The following is a 15,703-nucleotide window of genomic DNA, read 5'->3' as shown; positions in this document are numbered from 1 at the left end:
CTAGCTCCTCGAGGCGTCCGGCGTCCGGGCCTCCAGGGGCAGGCCGATGGGCGCCGGGATCTGGTCGGTGGTGAGCCGCTTGCGGAACACCCAGTACGTCCAGCCCTGGTAGATCAGCACGATCGGGGTCAGGATGACCGCGCACCAGCTCATGATCTTCAGCGTGTAGTGCGTCGACGAGGCATTCTCGATGGTCAGGGTGTAGGCCGGATCGATACTCGACGGCAGCACGTTCGGGTACAGCGAGCCGAACAGCAGCACCACCGCGCCCACGATGGTCAGCGCGGTGCCGAGGAAGGCCCAGCCGTCGGCCTTGTGGCCGTGCTCCTTGCCCTCGCCCAGATACAGCGCGCCACCGGCCAGGACCAGTCCGGCCACCGCCAGCGCGACCATCGCCCAGGTCCAGCCCTTGCCGTGGGCCAGCTGGGTCCACAGCCCGAAGGCCGCCACCGCGACGGTCGTCGGAATCCACAGCATCCGCTCGGCCCGCACCGCGTCGGCGCGCACCTCGCCCGCGGTCTTGAGGCTGACGAAGACCGCGCCGTGCAGCAGGAACAGCAGCATCGTGGTCAGGCCGCCGAGCAGGCCGTAGCCCGTGAGGATGCCGGTCAGACCGCCCTCGATCTGCTTGGCGGCATTGAGCTGGACACCGTGCACGATATTCGCAAACGCGAGACCCCATGCGAAAGCCGGGATCCACGAACCCAATCCGATGCCGACATCGGCCCACAGCCGCCACTTCGGATCGTCGATCTTGCCGCGCCACTCGATCGCGCAGGCGCGGGTGATCAGGCCCACCAGGATCAGCAGCAGCGCCAGGTAGAACCCGGAGAAGAGGCTGGCGTACCACTCGGGGAAGGCGGCGAACATGGCGCCGCCGCCGACCAGCAGCCACACCTCGTTGCCGTCCCACACCGGGCCGATCGTGTTGAGCAGCACACGCTTTCGGGTCTCGTCGCCCCGGCCGAGGATCGGCATCAGCATGCCGACCCCGAAGTCGAAGCCCTCGAGCACGAAATATCCGGTGAACAGGACGCCGATCAGCAAGAACCAGAATTCGGGCAGACTCATCATCGGCTCCTAGTAGGCGAACGACAGCGTCTCGACGGGTTCGGCGCCACTCCCGGCGGAGGGCGTCGTGACGTGCTCCTCCGGGCCGGCGACCACGTAGCGGCGCATCAGGTAGAACCACGCCACCGCCAGCCCGCCGTACAGCACCGTGAAGACGATCAGCGAGGTCAGCACCGTGCCCGCGGAATTGCCGGAGACGCCGTCCTGCACGATCATCCGCAGGTCGAAGTCGCCCGTCGGATTGGGCGCGACCACCCACGGCTGGCGGCCCATCTCGGTGAACACCCAGCCGGAACCGTTGGCCAGGAACGGGGTCGGGATCGCGATCAGGCTCAGCCACGAGAACCAGCGTTGATCGGGGACCCGGCCGCGCCGCGTCACCCAGAATCCGACCAGCGCGATGGCCGCCGAGCCGACCGCCCAGCCGATCATGGCGCGGAACGACCAGTAGGTGACGAACAGGTTCGGCCGGTAGTCGCCGGGCCCGTACTTCTCGTTGTAACTCGCCTGGAGATCCTTGACGCCCTGCAAGGTCACGTCGCTGAACCGGCCCTCGGCCAGGTACGGCAGGACGCCGGGCACCTCGATGAGGTGGGTGACCGAATCGCAGTTGTTGTGGGTGCCGACGGTGAGGACGGAGAAGTCCGGATCGGTTTCGGTGTGGCACAGCGATTCCGCCGACGCCATCTTCATCGGCTGCTGCTTGAACATGAGCTTGCCCTGGACGTCGCCGGTGTACACCAACGCCACCCCGGAGACGATGATCACCCACATGCCGACCAGCGCGGCGGGCCGCCACAGATAGCGCGCCTCGGCCATCTTGTGCTCGTCGCCCGAGCGGGCGTTACGCACCATCCACCAGCCGGCGATGCCCGCCATGAACGTGCCCGCGGTGAGGAACGCGCCCGCGACCACGTGCGGGAAGGCCGCCAGCGTGGTGTTGTTGGTGAGCACCGCCATGATGCTGTTCAGTTCGGCGCGACCGGATTCCGGGTTGAAGCGGGCCCCGACCGGATGCTGCATGAACGAGTTGGCGGCGACGATGAAGTACGCCGAGGCGTTCACGCCGATGGCGACCATCCAGATCGCCCCCAGGTGCAGCAGTTTCGGCAACCGGGTCCAGCCGAAGATCCACAGCCCGAGGAAGGTCGACTCCATGAAGAAGGCGACCAGGCCCTCCAATGCCAGTGGCGCGCCGAAGATGTCGCCGACGAACCGGGAGTACTCGCTCCAGTTCATGCCGAACTGGAACTCCTGCACGATGCCCGTGGCGACGCCCAGGGCGAAGTTGATCAGGAACAGCTTGCCGAAGAACTTCGTCAGCCGGTACCAGCGATCCTTGCCGGTCACGACCCAGGCCGTCTGCAGACCGGCGACCAGGGGCGCCAGGCCGATCGTGAGCGGCACGAAGATGAAGTGGTAGACGGTGGTGATGCCGAACTGCCACCGGGAGACGTCGACGACGTTCATGCCCGCGCCTCGTTTCCCGCACTGCCCTTGCCCATGGGACCTCCTGCCGTACTACGACATGTCGTAGTAAAGGCTACGCCGGGTCCCGCGCAGATCAATGAGGGCTACGCCACGACACTCCGAGAGATTTCACTGTGCGGTAAAGGCTTCCGACCCTGTTCCCGGTTCGCTCCCCGTATCGGACCGGGGACCGGGAACAGCCGTCGGTTCCGCTACGCCCAGTCGGCCCCGCTCCAGGTGCGGGCGATGCCGCGATCCACCAGTTCGGCGATCTCGTCGGCGCATTCCGGCGGCGACATGCGCAGGCCGTCCAGCGAGGACACGCGCGCGGCCAGCGTGACGCTGGACAGTAGCCAAACGCTGTCCGCCGTAATCAGATCCGCGGTGAAGAACGATTCGTAGCGGCAGTCCCAGCCGGCCTTCTCGGCCTCCGCGTACAGCGCGCGCTGGGTGATGCCGGGCAGCACGCCGTTGCGGGAGGGCGGGGTGATGAGTTGTTTGTCACGCTGGATGACCACGGTCGACCGCGGGCCCTCCAGGACTCGATGTTCGGTACTGGTGAAGATGACGTCGTCGGCGTCCATCCGGGCGGCGAAGCGCAGCGCCGCCATATTGGTCGCGTACGAGAGCGTCTTGGCGCCCAGCAGCAGCCACGGCGCGTTCTGGGCCAGATCGACGGAGATGCCCCGCGGCAGGGTGATGACCGAGACGCCCTCGGCGCGCGCGGTCTGCACGCGCTCCGCCACCGCCGCCACGAGAACGTAGGCGGTGGGCGCGGCCGGCGCGCCGGGCTTGCGGGACCCCGCCCGCGTGGTGGATCCGATGCTGTCGCGGCCGCGGCTCAGCACCAGGCGCAGCATGCCCTCCCGCTCGCTGCCCCACTCCTTGGCGGCGGTCTCGACCGCCGTGCGCCACTGCCCCAGATCGGGGTCGGGTAAATCCAGGGCCTCGGCCGAGCGCCGCAGCCGGGCCAGATGCAATTCGATCGCGCATGCCTTGCCGTCACGTACCAGTACCGTTTCGAAGACACCGTCGCCGCGCAGGGCGCCGATGTCGTCCGCGTAAAGCAACGGCTCGTCCGGGTCCCGGACAGTGCCGTCGAGAGTTACCAGAACTCGATCCACCATGCGCAGCAGCCTAGGCGAGTTGGCGGTTCCACGAGGGGGTACCGAACCCGCGGTGGGGAACCGCTGGCGCAATCCGGAGGTCCGGTTGTGTCCAGCAACAAATCAGTGATCAGCGCCACTACCGTCCGACCGGTACGTAAGGCGCGGTCCGGGCCGAACCCGCGCCGCCGACGGCGGTGCGAGCGATCTGCGCTTACAGTGGTTGTCGTGTCCGTGGATCTTCCGCCCAGCCCGTTGCTGACCGCTCCGGGGGCCGTCCCGGGTGCGCCCGACCAGCCCGACGCCGCGGTGGCCTGGCATTACGGGGATCCGTTCGGCGAACAGCGCGCGGCGGCGCAGCGCGCGGCCGTGGTGGACCGGTCGCACCGGTTCGTTCTCACCATCACCGGCGCCGAGCGGCTGACCTGGCTGCACACCATCTCCAGCCAGCACATCGCGCACCTGGGTGATCATCGGTCCGCGGAGAATCTGGACCTGGACCTCAACGGCCGGGTGCTCAACCACTTCGTCCTCACCGATATCGACGGCACGCTGTGGATCGACACCGAGGGCGAGCGCGGCCCGGCCCTGCTGGACTTCCTGCGCAAGATGGTGTTCTGGGCCGATGCCGCGCCGGAGGCCGCGCCCGGCTTCGCGGTGCTGAGCCTGCTCGGGCCGAAGGCGCAGGAGGTCGCGGACGCCGCCGGAATCGGCGCGCTGCCGGGGTCCTACGAGGCGATCTCGCTGCCGGACGGCGGATTCCTGCGCCGGATGCCCTGGCCCACCAGCGATTCCTTCGATCTGGTCGTTCCGCGCGACGAGCTGCCCGCCTGGTGGTCGCGGCTGACCGGCGCCGGCGCGGAACCCGCCGGGATGTGGGCGTTCGAGGCGCTGCGGGTCGCGGCGGTGCGACCGCGGATCGGCGTGGACACCGACGACCGCACGATCCCGCACGAGGCGCGCTGGATCGGCGGCATCACCGAATACGGCGCCGTCCACCTGGACAAGGGGTGCTACCGCGGCCAGGAGACGGTGGCGCGCGTGCACAATCTCGGCAAGCCGCCTCGACACCTGGTGATGCTGCACCTGGACGGTTCCGCCGACGCCCGCCCGGCCACCGGCGATCCGGTGACCGCGGGCGGCCGGACGGTCGGCCGGCTCGGCACCATCGTGGACCACTTCGAATTCGGCCCCATCGCACTGGCATTGGTCAAACGCGCCGTACCCGCCGACACAGCGCTCGAGGCGGGGCCGATGGCGGCGTCCATCGATCCGGATTCGGTGCCCGCCGACGACGAGCCGCAGGCGGGCCGGATGGCCGTCGAGCGGTTGCGCGGGCGATGAGCGCCGCGAGCACACCCGGATCCGTCGGTACCGTCCTCGCCGTGTGCATCGTGCATGCCGAACTCGAACTCCCCCCGAAGGTCAGCCGCGTCGGACGCAGCGCCATCGACAAGCGCCCGGTCGGCCACCGGGTGCCGGTCCGCCCGCTCGGCCTGACGGGCGACCACGTCTGCGACACCACCAATCACGGCGGCGTGCACCAGGCCGTCTACGCCTACGCCGAGGAGGACGCCCGCCGCTGGGGTGACGAACTGCGGCGCACCCTGCCCGCGGGGTGGTTCGGCGAGAACCTGCGGGTGTCCGGCCTGCCGGTCAGCGACGCGGTGATCGGCGAGCGCTGGTCGGTCGGCGACACGCTGCTGGAGGTGTCGGCGCCGCGGGTGCCGTGCGCGACGTTCCAGCACCGGTCCGGCGAGCAGCGCTGGGTCCGGCGGTTCACGGCGCAGGCGGATACGGGCGCCTACCTGCGGGTGCTCACCGAGGGCACCGTCGGCGCGGGCGACCAGGTGCGCGTCGAGTACGTCCCCGAGCACGGCGTGACCGTCCGCGACCTGTTCACCGGCGCCGATCGGGAACGGCTCGACCTGCTCCTCGCGGCCGAGCCCACCGTGTCCGACGATGTGCGCATGCAGGTCGCCCGGCACGCGCGCCGAGGACAGCCGAAGAGCGAGGTGCCGTCGTGAGCGAGCGTGCGAGCGAACCAGGGACACAGCGCGCGGCGCGCACGGCGACACCGAGCGCCAGCGAGGTGTGGGCGTGAGCGTCGAACTGGTAGAGGTCGTCCGGTCCGGATTCCGGGAGTGCGTGCATCGCGGCTCGCTGGTGATCCTGGATCCCGCCGGGGAGCCGGTGGTCGCGCTGGGCGAGGTGCACCTGCCGATCTTCCCGCGCTCGACCAACAAGCCGATGCAGGCGATCGCGCTGCTGCGCAACGGTTTCGAACCGGCCGACGACGCCGAGCTGGCGATCGCCACGGCCTCGCACTACGGCGAGCCCGAGCACGTGGCGCTGGTGCAACGCCTGCTGGACCGCTTCGGATTCGCGGAGAAGCAGCTCGAATGCCCGCCCGACCTCCCCGTCGACGAATCGGCCCGGGCCGCGGCGCTGGCCGGCCGCGACCGCGCCGAGGCCGCGCGGCGCGTCTATATGAACTGTTCGGGCAAACACGCCGCGATGCTGGCCACCTGCGCGCTCAACGACTGGCCCACCGAGGGGTACCTGGACGCGGCACACCCGCTGCAGCGATCGGTGACCGCGACCATCGCCGACATCACCGGCGAACCGGAGACGGATCTGGGCATCGACGGCTGCGGGCTGCCGATCGTGCCGGTATCGCTGGTGAATCTGGCCCGGGCCTACGCGGGATTGGCGACCGCTCCGGCCGCCTCGCCGGAGCGCCGGGTCGCCGACGCGATCCGCGCCCATCCCCGAGTGATTTCCGGCACGGACGGTCCGGACCTGTTGACCATGCGGGCAACCCCCGGGCTCGTGTGCAAGATCGGCGCCGACGGGGTGCACGCGGGTGCGCTACCGGACGGCCGGGCCTTCGCCTACAAGATCGATGACGGGCACGACCGGGCCCGAATGCCGCTGACGCAGGCGGTTCTGCAGCGGATGGGGATCACGTGGACCGACGACCACGCCGCGCTCGGGGCGCCCGCGGTCCTGGGCGGCGGGACCCGGGTCGGCATCATCCGGGCAATCCCGGGCGTGCTGTAAACGATCCGTCAGAGTGCGACAACCCGGCAAACCCGGGCAGATCCGGAGTCTTCCCCCACTCATGGAAGCGCGACTGCCGGACACACGCTAAAGTGTCTGTCAGGAAGAGTATTAATTCGAACGGGGCCGCCAACCACCCCAGGCCGCCCCGCAGTGACGCGAGGGGGTCAGCCATGGGCCGTGGCCGGGCTAAGGCAAAGCAGACCAAGGTCGCACGGGAGCTCAAGTACAGCTCGCCGTCGACCGACTTCGCGAGCCTTCAGCGCGAGCTCTCGGGGGGAGAACACTCCCGCGACTCGCAGCGCAGTGGCGTGCTTTCCGACGAGCACGACGCGGACGACTCGCTGCAGCGCTGGGACAAGGACGACGACTACGACGACTGGCGCCGCTGACTCGGATCGACGTGCGAAGGGGGAGGCCTGACGGGCCTCCCCCTTCGCACGTCGCCCCGCAGTTGGGCTCCTCTCGCCGCAGGTCCCGCACCCGCCGGAGTGCTCGCAACCGCAACCTGTGCCCCGATCCGGCGGATCGGGGCACAGGTGCGAATTGTGCTGTGCCCGAAACGTTTTCGGAGCGCCACCAGAAACGTTTCGGCGCGGCTCGGTTTCGAGTGGTCTCCGCGATGCGACGAAGGAGCTAGCGGAGACCACTCGAAACCGAGCCACAAGAGCGCCGAAACCCGCGCTGCCGAAGGCGGCGCAGAAGATACAGCTCAGAACCGCTGGTGCTCGCCCACCAGAGCCACACGCTCCGAGTCGGACTCCTTGGCCTTCTTGACCGTGCCGAGGGTCCAGCACTCGATGTGGCGGGCGGTGAGGACGGCCAGCGCGCGCTCGGCATCCTCGGGCGCGACGACGGCGACCATGCCGACGCCCATGTTGAAGGTCTTCTCCATCTCGGGCCGCTCCACGCGACCGCGCTGCGCGATCATCTTGAACACCGGCGCGGGATTCCAGGTGCCCCGGTCGATCTCGGCGACGAGACCCGCGGGCAGCACCCGGGCCAGGTTGCCGGCCAGCCCGCCGCCGGTGACGTGCGCGAAGGTGCGCACATCGGTCTCGGCGACCAGGGCCAGGCAGTCCTTGGCGTAGATCCGGGTGGGCTCGAGCAGTTCCTCGCCCAGCGTCCGGCCGAATTCCTCGACGTGCCCGGTCAGCGACATCCGGTCGATCTCCAGCAGCACGTGCCGGGCCAGGCTGTAGCCGTTGGAGTGCAACCCCGAGGAGCCCATGGCGATCACCACGTCACCCGGGCGGACGCGATCGGGGCCGAGGACGGCGTCGGCCTCCACCACGCCCACGCCGGTGGCCGAGATGTCGTAGTCGTCGGGGCCCATCAGCCCCGGATGTTCGGCCGTCTCGCCGCCCAGCAGCGCACAGCCCGCCTTCACGCATCCCTCCGCGATCCCGGCCACGATCTGCGCCATGCGCTCCGGGACCACCTTGCCGACCGCGATGTAGTCCTGCAGGAACAGCGGCTCCGCGCCGCACACGACCAGATCGTCGACGACCATGGCAACCAGGTCCAGGCCCACGGTGTCGTGCTTGTCGAGCGCCTGGGCGACCGCGATCTTGGTGCCCACCCCGTCGGTCGACGACGCGAGTAGCGGCTCGCGGTAATCACCCTTGAGCGCGAACAGTCCGGCGAAACCGCCCAATCCGCCTTGCACCTCGGGCCTGGTGGCCTTCTTCGCCAGGGGCGCATACAGCTCGACCGCGCGATCACCGGCCTCGATGTCCACGCCGGCCGCGGCGTACGAAGCACCGGCGCCAAGGCCGTCCACACCGGCACCAGTCGGGGTCTGCTCAGTCATTTTCGGGGAAAGCTCCAAACCGAATCGGCGGATAGATGCCTGCTCACGCTACCGGAACCGGATAACGGGACTGCACCGGTATTGGCTTCCCAGCCCGACAAAATCGGCTCCGTTGGCGGAGTTCGGCCATCCGGATCACACCGCGCCCCGTCCGGACCGGACCGACTCCATTGACATACATACCGTATGTATGTGACTCTGGGCGGGACCTCGACCACCCGTCTTCGGAGGAACGACATGGGAATCAGCAGCGCACTCGGCCCGGCCCACGAGACCGACCTGCCCGGAGCGCGCATCCGGTACCACGACACCGGCTCCGGCGCCCCGGTGGTCTTCGTGCACGGTTTGCTCGTCAACGCCGATCTGTGGCGCGACGTGGTACCCGGCGTGGCGGCCGCGGGCCACCGGTGTCTGACGCCCGACCTGCCGTTCGGCGCGCATTCGATCCCGGTGCCCGGCGCGGACCTCTCCCCCACCGGCGCCGCCGACCTGATCGCGGCCTTCCTCGAGAAGCTGGATCTGCACGACGTCACGCTGGTGGCCAACGACACCGGCGGCGCGATCACGCAGATCATGCTGACCCGCGACCGGTCCCGCGTCGGCCGGGTGGTCCTGACCAACTGCGACGCCTACGACAAATTCCTTCCACAGCCGTTCACACCCCTGCCGCGGCTGGCCGCCGTCCCCGGCCTGCTGTGGACCATGTTCCAGCTGTTGCGGTTCCGGCCGCTGCTGCGGCTGCCGATCGCGTTCGGCCTGGTCACCAAGCGCACGCCGCCGCAGGAGATCGTCGAGTCGTATCTGCTGCCGAGCCGGGACTCCGCGGCCGTCCGGGCGGATCTGATCCGGTTCCTCCGCGGTATCCACAAGCGCTACACCCTCGCGGCCGCGGAACACTTTCCGACGCTCGATCTGCCGGTGCTGCTGGCCTGGGCCCCGGAGGACAAGGCGTTCAAGGTCTCGTTCGCCGAGCGGCTCGCGGGCGACCTGCCGGACGCCACGCTGCGCCTGATCGACGATTCCTACACCTTCAGCGCCGAGGACCGGCCGGAGTTGCTCACCGAGTTGATCGTGGAGTTCACTCGGCTGCATGCCACGCCGTAGTCAGGAGGACCGGTCCCGCACCACGCGGGCCGCACTGGAGCAGGAGGGTCGCCGGTTGTTCGCCGAGCGCGGCTACGCGAACGTCTCGGCCGAGGAGATCGTCTCCGCGGCCGGGGTCACCCGCGGCGCCCTGCACCACCACTACGGCGACAAGCGCGGCCTGTTCCTGGCGGTACTCGAACAGCTCGAGGCGGACAATACGGCCGAGGTCGCGCGCGCCGTCGCCGAACTGCCCGATCCCGGCGACCTGCTGGCGGCGATGGCCGTGGGGTTGCGCACCTTCCTGGAGATCAGCTGCCGGCCCGAGACGGTCCGCATCGTCATGGCCGACAGCCCCGCCGTCCTCGGCTGGGAGGGCTGGCGGGAGATGGAGTCCCGGCACGGCCTCGGCCTGATCATCGACCAGGTCCAGCGGGCCGTCGACGCCGGACTGGCCGCCCCCGCCCCCGTCCGCGTCCTGAGCCAGCTGATCCTCAGCGCGGTCACGGAGGCCGGCATGATCGTCGCCCACGCCGACGACCCCGCGACGGCCCGCCTCGAGGCCGAACAGTGCCTGTTACTCCTGATCAGCGGCCTCCTCCGCCAGCCGGGGGGTTAGCGGCGGAAGGCGTTACCCACCACTGAACGGCATCCCCGTTTTCCCGACAGCGGGTACAGGGCGCGCTCGTCGTCCGCGCGCCAGGACACCGTCCAGCCGAACGGCATGAGGTGGACGCGTTCTCCGCGTTCCTCGAGTTGCTCGGCGAAATCGGAGAGCACGTCGAGGGTGTCGGCGACATAGGTGAGCACATCCGGCGGATTCAGTTGCGCCAGGAACCGGCCGTCCGGGTCACCGCACAGCGGGGTCCCCGTGACGATCACCGTGGCCGCGTCGCTCTCGGTACACAGGCGCCGGATGACGCGTACGGCGTCGGTGGGCAGCGGGCGGTCGCCGGGTTCGACGACGACCCGCAGCACCAGGCAGTCGAAGAACACCCGCGCCACGCCCACGGTCTCCGGTTCGAGCGCGACGGCGCACGGGCCCGCCGACATCGGCGTGTATCGGAAACTGCGACAACGACTTCCGGCGACCCTCACCGCGGAGACCGCCACGGGAGAGCGATCACGATGTCCCCGTCCCATCCCCGTCCGCGACGCCGCAGAGGGTGTAGGAGAAGACGAACGGCACCTCGCCGTCGTTGAACCAGGCGTGCGGCATACCGTGCTGGACCACGCAATCGCCTTGGCGCAGTGGGACATCCACGCCGTCGTCGAGGCGCAGGCGGCCCTCCCCGGCGAGGACGACGACGAAATCGACGCTCGCGGTGCGATGTACACCGGGCGCGTCGGGATCGAAGGCGGCCATCATTCCCGGCAGCTTCTCCTCCGCCTCCGCCACGACCGCCGCCATCTGCTCCTCCGATACCTCGGGATCGGGTTCGTAGGTCAGCCCGGGCGGGATGGAGATGATCCCGAATCGGACACCGGCCGGACCCGGGAAGTAGCTCGTCTCGGTCCGCGGCGGCAGCGTGCCGACCGGCAGCGCGGGCGGCTCGTCCAGCTCCCACACCCGGTACAGCTCGGCGCCGGGTAAGAGTGCGAGGGTGAGCGGATCGACGGTGTCGTCGGCCAGCACCCGACCCGGTCCGTTCCCATTCCCGCCGACCACGATCCTGCGCATGCGACCTCCCGTTTCTGCCATCGGCAACAGCTGAATCGGACGGTATCCGCGCCGGGCCCGCCCTCGCGTGTCCTCGGGCGCACAGGGATTGTCCGGATGCGCAGAACACAGTGAGCGGCCATGATCGATGCGGCGATGGCCCGCGCGGTCGCGCCGTAAGCTTCATCTCGGATCGGGACGGCGGCCCGACCGATGATCGTCGAGCCGGGAGACGGTGCTCATGTACCCAGCGGCGGCCGTGGAGTCGGCCGGTACCAGTGTGGTGGATTCCCACGAGCGGGCCGACTACTGGACCCAGCTGATCAGCTCCTACCACTGCCGGATGGGGTACGAGTTCCCCGATCGCGCCGGCTTCGAGGGGCATACGCGGCTGCGGCGCACCGAGTCCTATCAGCTCGTCGGATGGAACTCCGGCGCGGTCACCTACATCCGGGGCGCCCGGCACATCCGCGCCGATCCGGACGACGACTACCGGCTGATCGTCCCGCTGGCCGGTCGGCTGACCTTCCGGTCCGCCGAGGGGCAGGGCGTCGTCGCACCGGGCGCGACGAGCCTGGTGGCCATCGACCGGCCCTTCACGCTGTCCATGCCCGACGACACGCGCGGCCTCATCATCACCATCCCGCAGCGGGAGATCCGGCACCGCCTCAACCGCGTCGCGCTACCGGCCCACCCGCTCGACCTCACGACCGGGCTCGGGCGCGTGGCGGGCGCGATGGTCGGCAGCCTGTACGCCGAGGGCGACTCCCTCACCGACCGCCAGTTCGACACCGTCGCCGAGCGGCTCGTGGATCTGCTCTGCATGCAGATCCTCGGCGAACCGGGCGGCCCGGCCACCCAGCTCGCCCACGTGGAGACGACCGCCCGCCGGTACATCCACGACCACGCCGGGGACCCGCACCTCACCGTGGCGCGCATCGCGGCCGCCCTGGGCTGGTCGGTGCGCCAGATCCAGCTGGCCTTCCACACCGCCGGCACCACGCCCAGCGAGGCGATCCGCGAGGAGCGCCTGCGGCTGGCCCGCGACCGCCTGCGCAGCCCCGCCTACCGCCAACGCAGCATCGCCGACATCGCCTCGGACCTAGGCTTCGGTTCCGCCAGCAGCTTCACCAAGGCTTTCCGCCGCCGCTACGGCATCACCCCCGGCCGGCTCCGCGAGGAACCCGCGGAAGCGCACCAGGGGCCGGGCAAGCGAAATAACGTCGGCAGCCCGGCAGCCGCGCACCAGGGGCCGGGCAAGCGAAATGACGCCGGCAGCCCGGCAGCCGCGCACCAGGGGCCGGGCACGTGACGTTCCGGCGGTGGCCCGGCGTCAGCGCGGGGCGGTAGGAAGCGGCAGGGCACCCGGTCGACGTCCGGCACCGACCGGCCGGGTGCCCGCCTCGGAGTTGTGTCGCCGCGCGGCCGATTCCGGCCGCGGCGGCGACACAACCCGGTTCGGGGATTACCCAGTGTGGTCGGTCGCGAATAATTCGGCCGAGGCGGCGCGGCGGCGGCGCTGCTCCACGGGGTCGGGCACGGGGACCGCGGCGACCAGGCGCCGCGTGTATTCCTGGGCCGGGCGGCGCAGGATCTCGTCGCGGGTGCCCTGTTCGACCACGGCGCCGTTGCGCAGCACCGCGATCCGGTCCGCCAGCTGATCCACCACCGCGAGGTCGTGACTGACGAACAGGCAGGCCCAGCCGAATTCCCGCTGTAGATCGGCGAACAGCTCGAGCACCCGCGCCTGCACCGAGACGTCCAGCGCACTGGTCGGCTCGTCGGCGATCAGCAGATCCGGATTGAGCACCAGCGCGCGGGCCAGGCTCGCCCGCTGCCGCTGCCCGCCCGACAACTCGTGTGGATAGCGCTGTTCGGCGCCCTCCGGCAGTTGCACGTCGTCCAGCAGCTTGCGCACGCGGGTGCGCAGCGCCTCGCCGTTCGCGGCGCGATGCACCACCAGCGGTTCGGCCACGCACTGGCCCACGGTCAGCCGCGGATTCAGCGAGGTAGCGGGATCCTGGAAGACGAATCCCAGCCGCTTGCGCAGCGGCCGCAACTGCCGCTCCGACAGCCCCGTCACGGCCGTGCCGAGCATGGTGATCGTCCCGGACGTGGGCCGCTGCAACGCCGCGACACAGCGGCCGATCGTGGTCTTACCCGATCCGGATTCGCCTACCAGCCCGAGGGTTTCGGCCCGCCCGATGGACAGGCTCACCCCGTCGACCGCACGGAAGGCCGGGCGGCCCAGCGCCCCGGGGAATTCCACCACCAGATCGGATACCTCGAGCACCGTCTCGGCGTGATCCTCCGAAACCGACTGTGCCACATCAGTTTTCGCGGACGATTCCAGCCCGGCTCCCAGATGTGGCACCGCGGCCAGCAGATCCCGCGTGTACTGCTCCTTGGGATCGGCGAAAAGCTCGTCCACGGGGGCGGTTTCGACGACGCGACCGGACCGCATCACCACCACGCGGTCGGCGAGATCGGCGACCACGCCCATATTGTGCGTGATGAGCACGATCGCGCTACCGGTGCGATCGCGCAGATCCCGCAGCAGCTCCAGGATTTCGGCCTGCACCGTGACGTCCAGCGCCGTGGTCGGCTCGTCGGCGATGATCACCTTCGGCTCACAGGCGATGGCGATCGCGATCATCACGCGCTGCTTCTGCCCGCCCGACAGCTGATGCGGATAGAAGTCGATCCGATGCTCCGGATCAGGCAGGCCCACCGTGCGCAGCAGCTCGATTGCACGCTCTTTGCCCTGTTTGCGCCCCAGCCCGCGGTGCGACCGCAGCGCCTCGACGAGCTGGTACCCGACGGTGAACAGCGGATCCAGGGCCGCGCCCGGCTCCTGGAACACCATCGAAATCTCGCCGCCGCGCAGCGCGGTGAGCTGCTTCTCGCTCATCGCGGTGATCGTGTCCGTGCCCACCGTGACCAGGCCTTCGACCCGAGCGGACTTGGGCAGCAGCCCCATCGCGGTGCGCGAACTCACCGATTTGCCCGACCCGGACTCCCCGACGATGGCCAGCACCTCGCCGGGGAACACCTCGTAGGACACGTCGCGGACGGCGTTCACCGAACCCGCGTCGGTGGCGAAGGTGACCGACAGCGATTCGATGGCCAGTGCGGTCGTGCGTTCCATGGTCTCAGTCACCGGCGTCCTCCTTCGGTGCGGCGGTGGCCGCGCGGCGCGTGCGCAGCAGCGGGTTGAGCACCTCGTTGAGGCTCTCCCCGACCAGCGTCATGCCCAGCACCACGAGCACGATGGCGACGCCGGGAAAGACGCCGGTCCACCAGATTCCGTTGGAGACGTCCGACAGCGCCTTGTTCAGGTCGAAGCCCCATTCGGCGGCCTGGGTGGGCTCGATGCCGTAGCCGAGGAAGCCCAGCGCGGCCAGCGTGAGAATGGCCTCCGAGCCGTTGAGCGTGACGATCACCGGCAGTGACTGCGTCACGTTGGGGAAGATGTGCCGGAACAGGATGCGCCCCACCGGCGCCCCGGTCACCCGGGCGGCGTCGACGTACGGTTCGTGCTTCACCGCGAGCGTCGCGTTGCGCACCACCCGGAAGTACTGCGGCACGAAGATCACCGTGATCGCCACGGCCGCCGACAGCACGCCGCCGAAACTCGACGAATTGCCCCCGGCCACCACGATCGACACCACGATCGCCAGCAGCAGCGTCGGGAAGGCGTACAGGGCGTCCATGAACAGCGTCAGCACCCGGTCGACCCAGCGCCCGAGATACCCCGACACCAAACCCAGTGGGACACCGACGATCAGCGAGAGCACCAGCGATACCGCGATCACCCACAGCGCGGTGCGCGCGCCGAAGATCACCCGGGAGAACACGTCCTCCCCGCGCACCGAGGTGCCGAACCAGTGCTGCGCCGAGGGCGCCTGCTGCCGCGCGAAATCGACACCGTCCGAGGAGATCTGGGCGAAGTCGTAGGGCGCCAGCAGCGGCGCGAACAGCGCCACGAGGACGAACAGCCCGATCAGCACCAGGCCGAAGATCAGCGTCACGCGCTGCAATCCCGCGGTCATCGAGAACAGCCGCAACCCCGGAATGCCCCGGCGCGGCGTGGGCGGCACCACGACCGGTTCCGCCATCAGTTCAGGGGCGGTCATCTAGAACCTCACCCTCGGGTCGATCAGCGCCACGACGACGTCGACGAGGAAGCTCATCACCGCCACCACCAGCGCCAGGAATGCCACGATCCCTTGCACCGCAATGAAATCGCGCGCTTGCAGATACTGCGCGAGCTGGTAGCCGAGACCCTTCCACTCGAAGGTGATCTCGGTGAGCACCGCGCCGCCGAGCATCATCGCGATCTGCATACCCATCACGGTGACGATCGGGATCATGGCGTTGCGGAACGCGTGGCGGCCGACCACTGTCCGCTCCGACAACCCGCGCGCGCGGCGGCGT

General features: G+C 69.7%; 16 protein-coding genes. 7 read left to right on the top strand and 9 right to left on the bottom strand.

All coding sequences use genetic code 11. From position 1 onward, the window contains the following. The 3 genes from cydB to ON41_RS04425 all read right to left on the bottom strand — a co-directional run bounded on the left by cydB (position 1) and on the right by ON41_RS04425 (position 3,668). Positions 1-1,071 (bottom strand): cytochrome d ubiquinol oxidase subunit II, encoded by a 1,071-nt coding sequence (gene cydB / locus ON41_RS04435; protein ID WP_040745413.1) that lies wholly within the window; start codon positions 1,069-1,071, stop codon positions 1-3. Between the two features lie 9 nt (positions 1,072-1,080). Continuing rightward, positions 1,081-2,541: a cytochrome ubiquinol oxidase subunit I gene (locus ON41_RS04430; protein ID WP_040745374.1), complete on the bottom strand. Its 1,461-nt coding sequence runs from the start codon at positions 2,539-2,541 to the stop codon at positions 1,081-1,083. A gap of 212 nt (positions 2,542-2,753) precedes the next feature. Further along, positions 2,754-3,668, bottom strand: a complete 915-nt coding sequence (locus ON41_RS04425) for an aminodeoxychorismate lyase (protein ID WP_040745373.1) — start codon at positions 3,666-3,668, stop codon at positions 2,754-2,756. A gap of 207 nt (positions 3,669-3,875) precedes the next feature. On the opposite strand from ON41_RS04425, the gene ygfZ reads away from it, so the two are divergent. The 4 genes from ygfZ (at position 3,876) to ON41_RS04405 (ending at position 7,102) form a co-directional block, all read left to right on the top strand. Further along, complete coding sequence (ygfZ, locus tag ON41_RS04420) at positions 3,876-4,991, top strand: CAF17-like 4Fe-4S cluster assembly/insertion protein YgfZ (RefSeq protein ID WP_083905123.1); 1,116 nt, start codon at positions 3,876-3,878, stop codon at positions 4,989-4,991. Further along, entirely contained in the window at positions 4,988-5,674 is a 687-nt protein-coding gene (locus ON41_RS04415) for an MOSC domain-containing protein (protein WP_051160962.1), read from the top strand. Before ygfZ ends, ON41_RS04415 begins: the two co-directional genes overlap by 4 nt. A gap of 73 nt (positions 5,675-5,747) precedes the next feature. After that, the gene (locus ON41_RS04410) at positions 5,748-6,710 is read left to right on the top strand and encodes an asparaginase (RefSeq protein WP_040745409.1); all 963 of its coding nucleotides are present in this window, start codon (positions 5,748-5,750) and stop codon (positions 6,708-6,710) included. Positions 6,711-6,883: 173 nt separating this feature from the next. Next, the gene (locus tag ON41_RS04405; RefSeq protein WP_040745371.1) at positions 6,884-7,102 is read left to right on the top strand and encodes a DUF3073 domain-containing protein; all 219 of its coding nucleotides are present in this window, start codon (positions 6,884-6,886) and stop codon (positions 7,100-7,102) included. Positions 7,103-7,422: 320 nt separating this feature from the next. Here ON41_RS04405 and purM read toward each other — a convergent pair whose 3' ends face one another. Next, the gene (gene purM, locus ON41_RS04400; RefSeq protein WP_051160961.1) at positions 7,423-8,523 is read right to left on the bottom strand and encodes a phosphoribosylformylglycinamidine cyclo-ligase; all 1,101 of its coding nucleotides are present in this window, start codon (positions 8,521-8,523) and stop codon (positions 7,423-7,425) included. A gap of 237 nt (positions 8,524-8,760) precedes the next feature. Between purM and ON41_RS04395 the strand changes: the two genes are divergently transcribed. Together ON41_RS04395 and ON41_RS04390 are read left to right on the top strand one after the other, a co-directional pair. Then, complete coding sequence (locus ON41_RS04395; protein ID WP_040745368.1) at positions 8,761-9,627, top strand: alpha/beta fold hydrolase; 867 nt, start codon at positions 8,761-8,763, stop codon at positions 9,625-9,627. Next, positions 9,614-10,225 (top strand): TetR/AcrR family transcriptional regulator, encoded by a 612-nt coding sequence (locus ON41_RS04390; RefSeq protein ID WP_063709831.1) that lies wholly within the window; start codon positions 9,614-9,616, stop codon positions 10,223-10,225. Before ON41_RS04395 ends, ON41_RS04390 begins: the two co-directional genes overlap by 14 nt. Here the strand turns inward: ON41_RS04390 and ON41_RS04385 are convergent. Both ON41_RS04385 and ON41_RS04380 read right to left on the bottom strand, forming a co-directional pair. Next, positions 10,222-10,659 (bottom strand): hypothetical protein, encoded by a 438-nt coding sequence (locus ON41_RS04385; protein WP_040745366.1) that lies wholly within the window; start codon positions 10,657-10,659, stop codon positions 10,222-10,224. The two genes, ON41_RS04390 and ON41_RS04385, sit on opposite strands and share 4 nt — an antisense overlap. A 70-nt stretch (positions 10,660-10,729) precedes the next feature. Further along, complete coding sequence (locus ON41_RS04380; protein WP_040745364.1) at positions 10,730-11,287, bottom strand: cupin domain-containing protein; 558 nt, start codon at positions 11,285-11,287, stop codon at positions 10,730-10,732. Between the two features lie 220 nt (positions 11,288-11,507). Here ON41_RS04380 and ON41_RS39640 point away from each other — a divergent pair, with 220 nt between their 5' ends. Continuing rightward, positions 11,508-12,578, top strand: a complete 1,071-nt coding sequence (locus ON41_RS39640; RefSeq protein ID WP_063709829.1) for an AraC-like ligand-binding domain-containing protein — start codon at positions 11,508-11,510, stop codon at positions 12,576-12,578. 153 nt (positions 12,579-12,731) lie between these two features. Here the strand turns inward: ON41_RS39640 and ON41_RS04370 are convergent, their stop codons facing one another. The 3 genes from ON41_RS04370 to ON41_RS04360 all read right to left on the bottom strand — a co-directional run. Beyond that, a complete protein-coding gene (locus ON41_RS04370; RefSeq protein WP_040745362.1) occupies positions 12,732-14,414 on the bottom strand; it encodes an ABC transporter ATP-binding protein in 1,683 nt (560 codons plus the stop codon). Positions 14,415-14,418: 4 nt separating this feature from the next. Further along, a complete protein-coding gene (locus ON41_RS04365) occupies positions 14,419-15,402 on the bottom strand; it encodes an ABC transporter permease (RefSeq protein ID WP_174411293.1) in 984 nt (327 codons plus the stop codon). Beyond that, a partial coding sequence (locus ON41_RS04360) for an ABC transporter permease subunit (protein ID WP_040745360.1) occupies positions 15,403-15,703 on the bottom strand: 301 nt, incomplete at its 5' end.

Origin of the sequence: Nocardia transvalensis NBRC 15921 (assembly GCF_000308875.1) — a bacterium.
GTDB classification, from domain to species: domain Bacteria; phylum Actinomycetota; class Actinomycetes; order Mycobacteriales; family Mycobacteriaceae; genus Nocardia; species Nocardia transvalensis.
The sequence above is the reverse complement of the archived record's forward strand: the minus strand, read 5'-3'. Positions and strand labels throughout refer to the sequence as shown.

What these genes read in the sequence shown, in the direction of transcription:
- ON41_RS39640 (WP_063709829.1), top strand. Translation starts at nt 11,508, where the DNA reads ATGTACCCAGCGGCGGCCGTGGAGTCGGCCGGTACCAGTGTGGTGGAT.
- purM (WP_051160961.1), bottom strand. Translation starts at nt 8,523, where the DNA reads ATGACTGAGCAGACCCCGACTGGTGCCGGTGTGGACGGCCTTGGCGCC.
- ON41_RS04415 (WP_051160962.1), top strand. Translation starts at nt 4,988, where the DNA reads ATGAGCGCCGCGAGCACACCCGGATCCGTCGGTACCGTCCTCGCCGTG.
- ON41_RS04380 (WP_040745364.1), bottom strand. Translation starts at nt 11,287, where the DNA reads ATGCGCAGGATCGTGGTCGGCGGGAATGGGAACGGACCGGGTCGGGTG.
- ON41_RS04390 (WP_063709831.1), top strand. Translation starts at nt 9,614, where the DNA reads ATGCCACGCCGTAGTCAGGAGGACCGGTCCCGCACCACGCGGGCCGCA.
- ON41_RS04370 (WP_040745362.1), bottom strand. Translation starts at nt 14,414, where the DNA reads ATGGAACGCACGACCGCACTGGCCATCGAATCGCTGTCGGTCACCTTC.
- ON41_RS04385 (WP_040745366.1), bottom strand. Translation starts at nt 10,659, where the DNA reads ATGTCGGCGGGCCCGTGCGCCGTCGCGCTCGAACCGGAGACCGTGGGC.
- ON41_RS04405 (WP_040745371.1), top strand. Translation starts at nt 6,884, where the DNA reads ATGGGCCGTGGCCGGGCTAAGGCAAAGCAGACCAAGGTCGCACGGGAG.
- ON41_RS04430 (WP_040745374.1), bottom strand. Translation starts at nt 2,541, where the DNA reads ATGAACGTCGTCGACGTCTCCCGGTGGCAGTTCGGCATCACCACCGTC.
- ON41_RS04365 (WP_174411293.1), bottom strand. Translation starts at nt 15,402, where the DNA reads ATGACCGCCCCTGAACTGATGGCGGAACCGGTCGTGGTGCCGCCCACG.
- ON41_RS04395 (WP_040745368.1), top strand. Translation starts at nt 8,761, where the DNA reads ATGGGAATCAGCAGCGCACTCGGCCCGGCCCACGAGACCGACCTGCCC.
- ON41_RS04425 (WP_040745373.1), bottom strand. Translation starts at nt 3,668, where the DNA reads ATGGTGGATCGAGTTCTGGTAACTCTCGACGGCACTGTCCGGGACCCG.
- cydB (WP_040745413.1), bottom strand. Translation starts at nt 1,071, where the DNA reads ATGAGTCTGCCCGAATTCTGGTTCTTGCTGATCGGCGTCCTGTTCACC.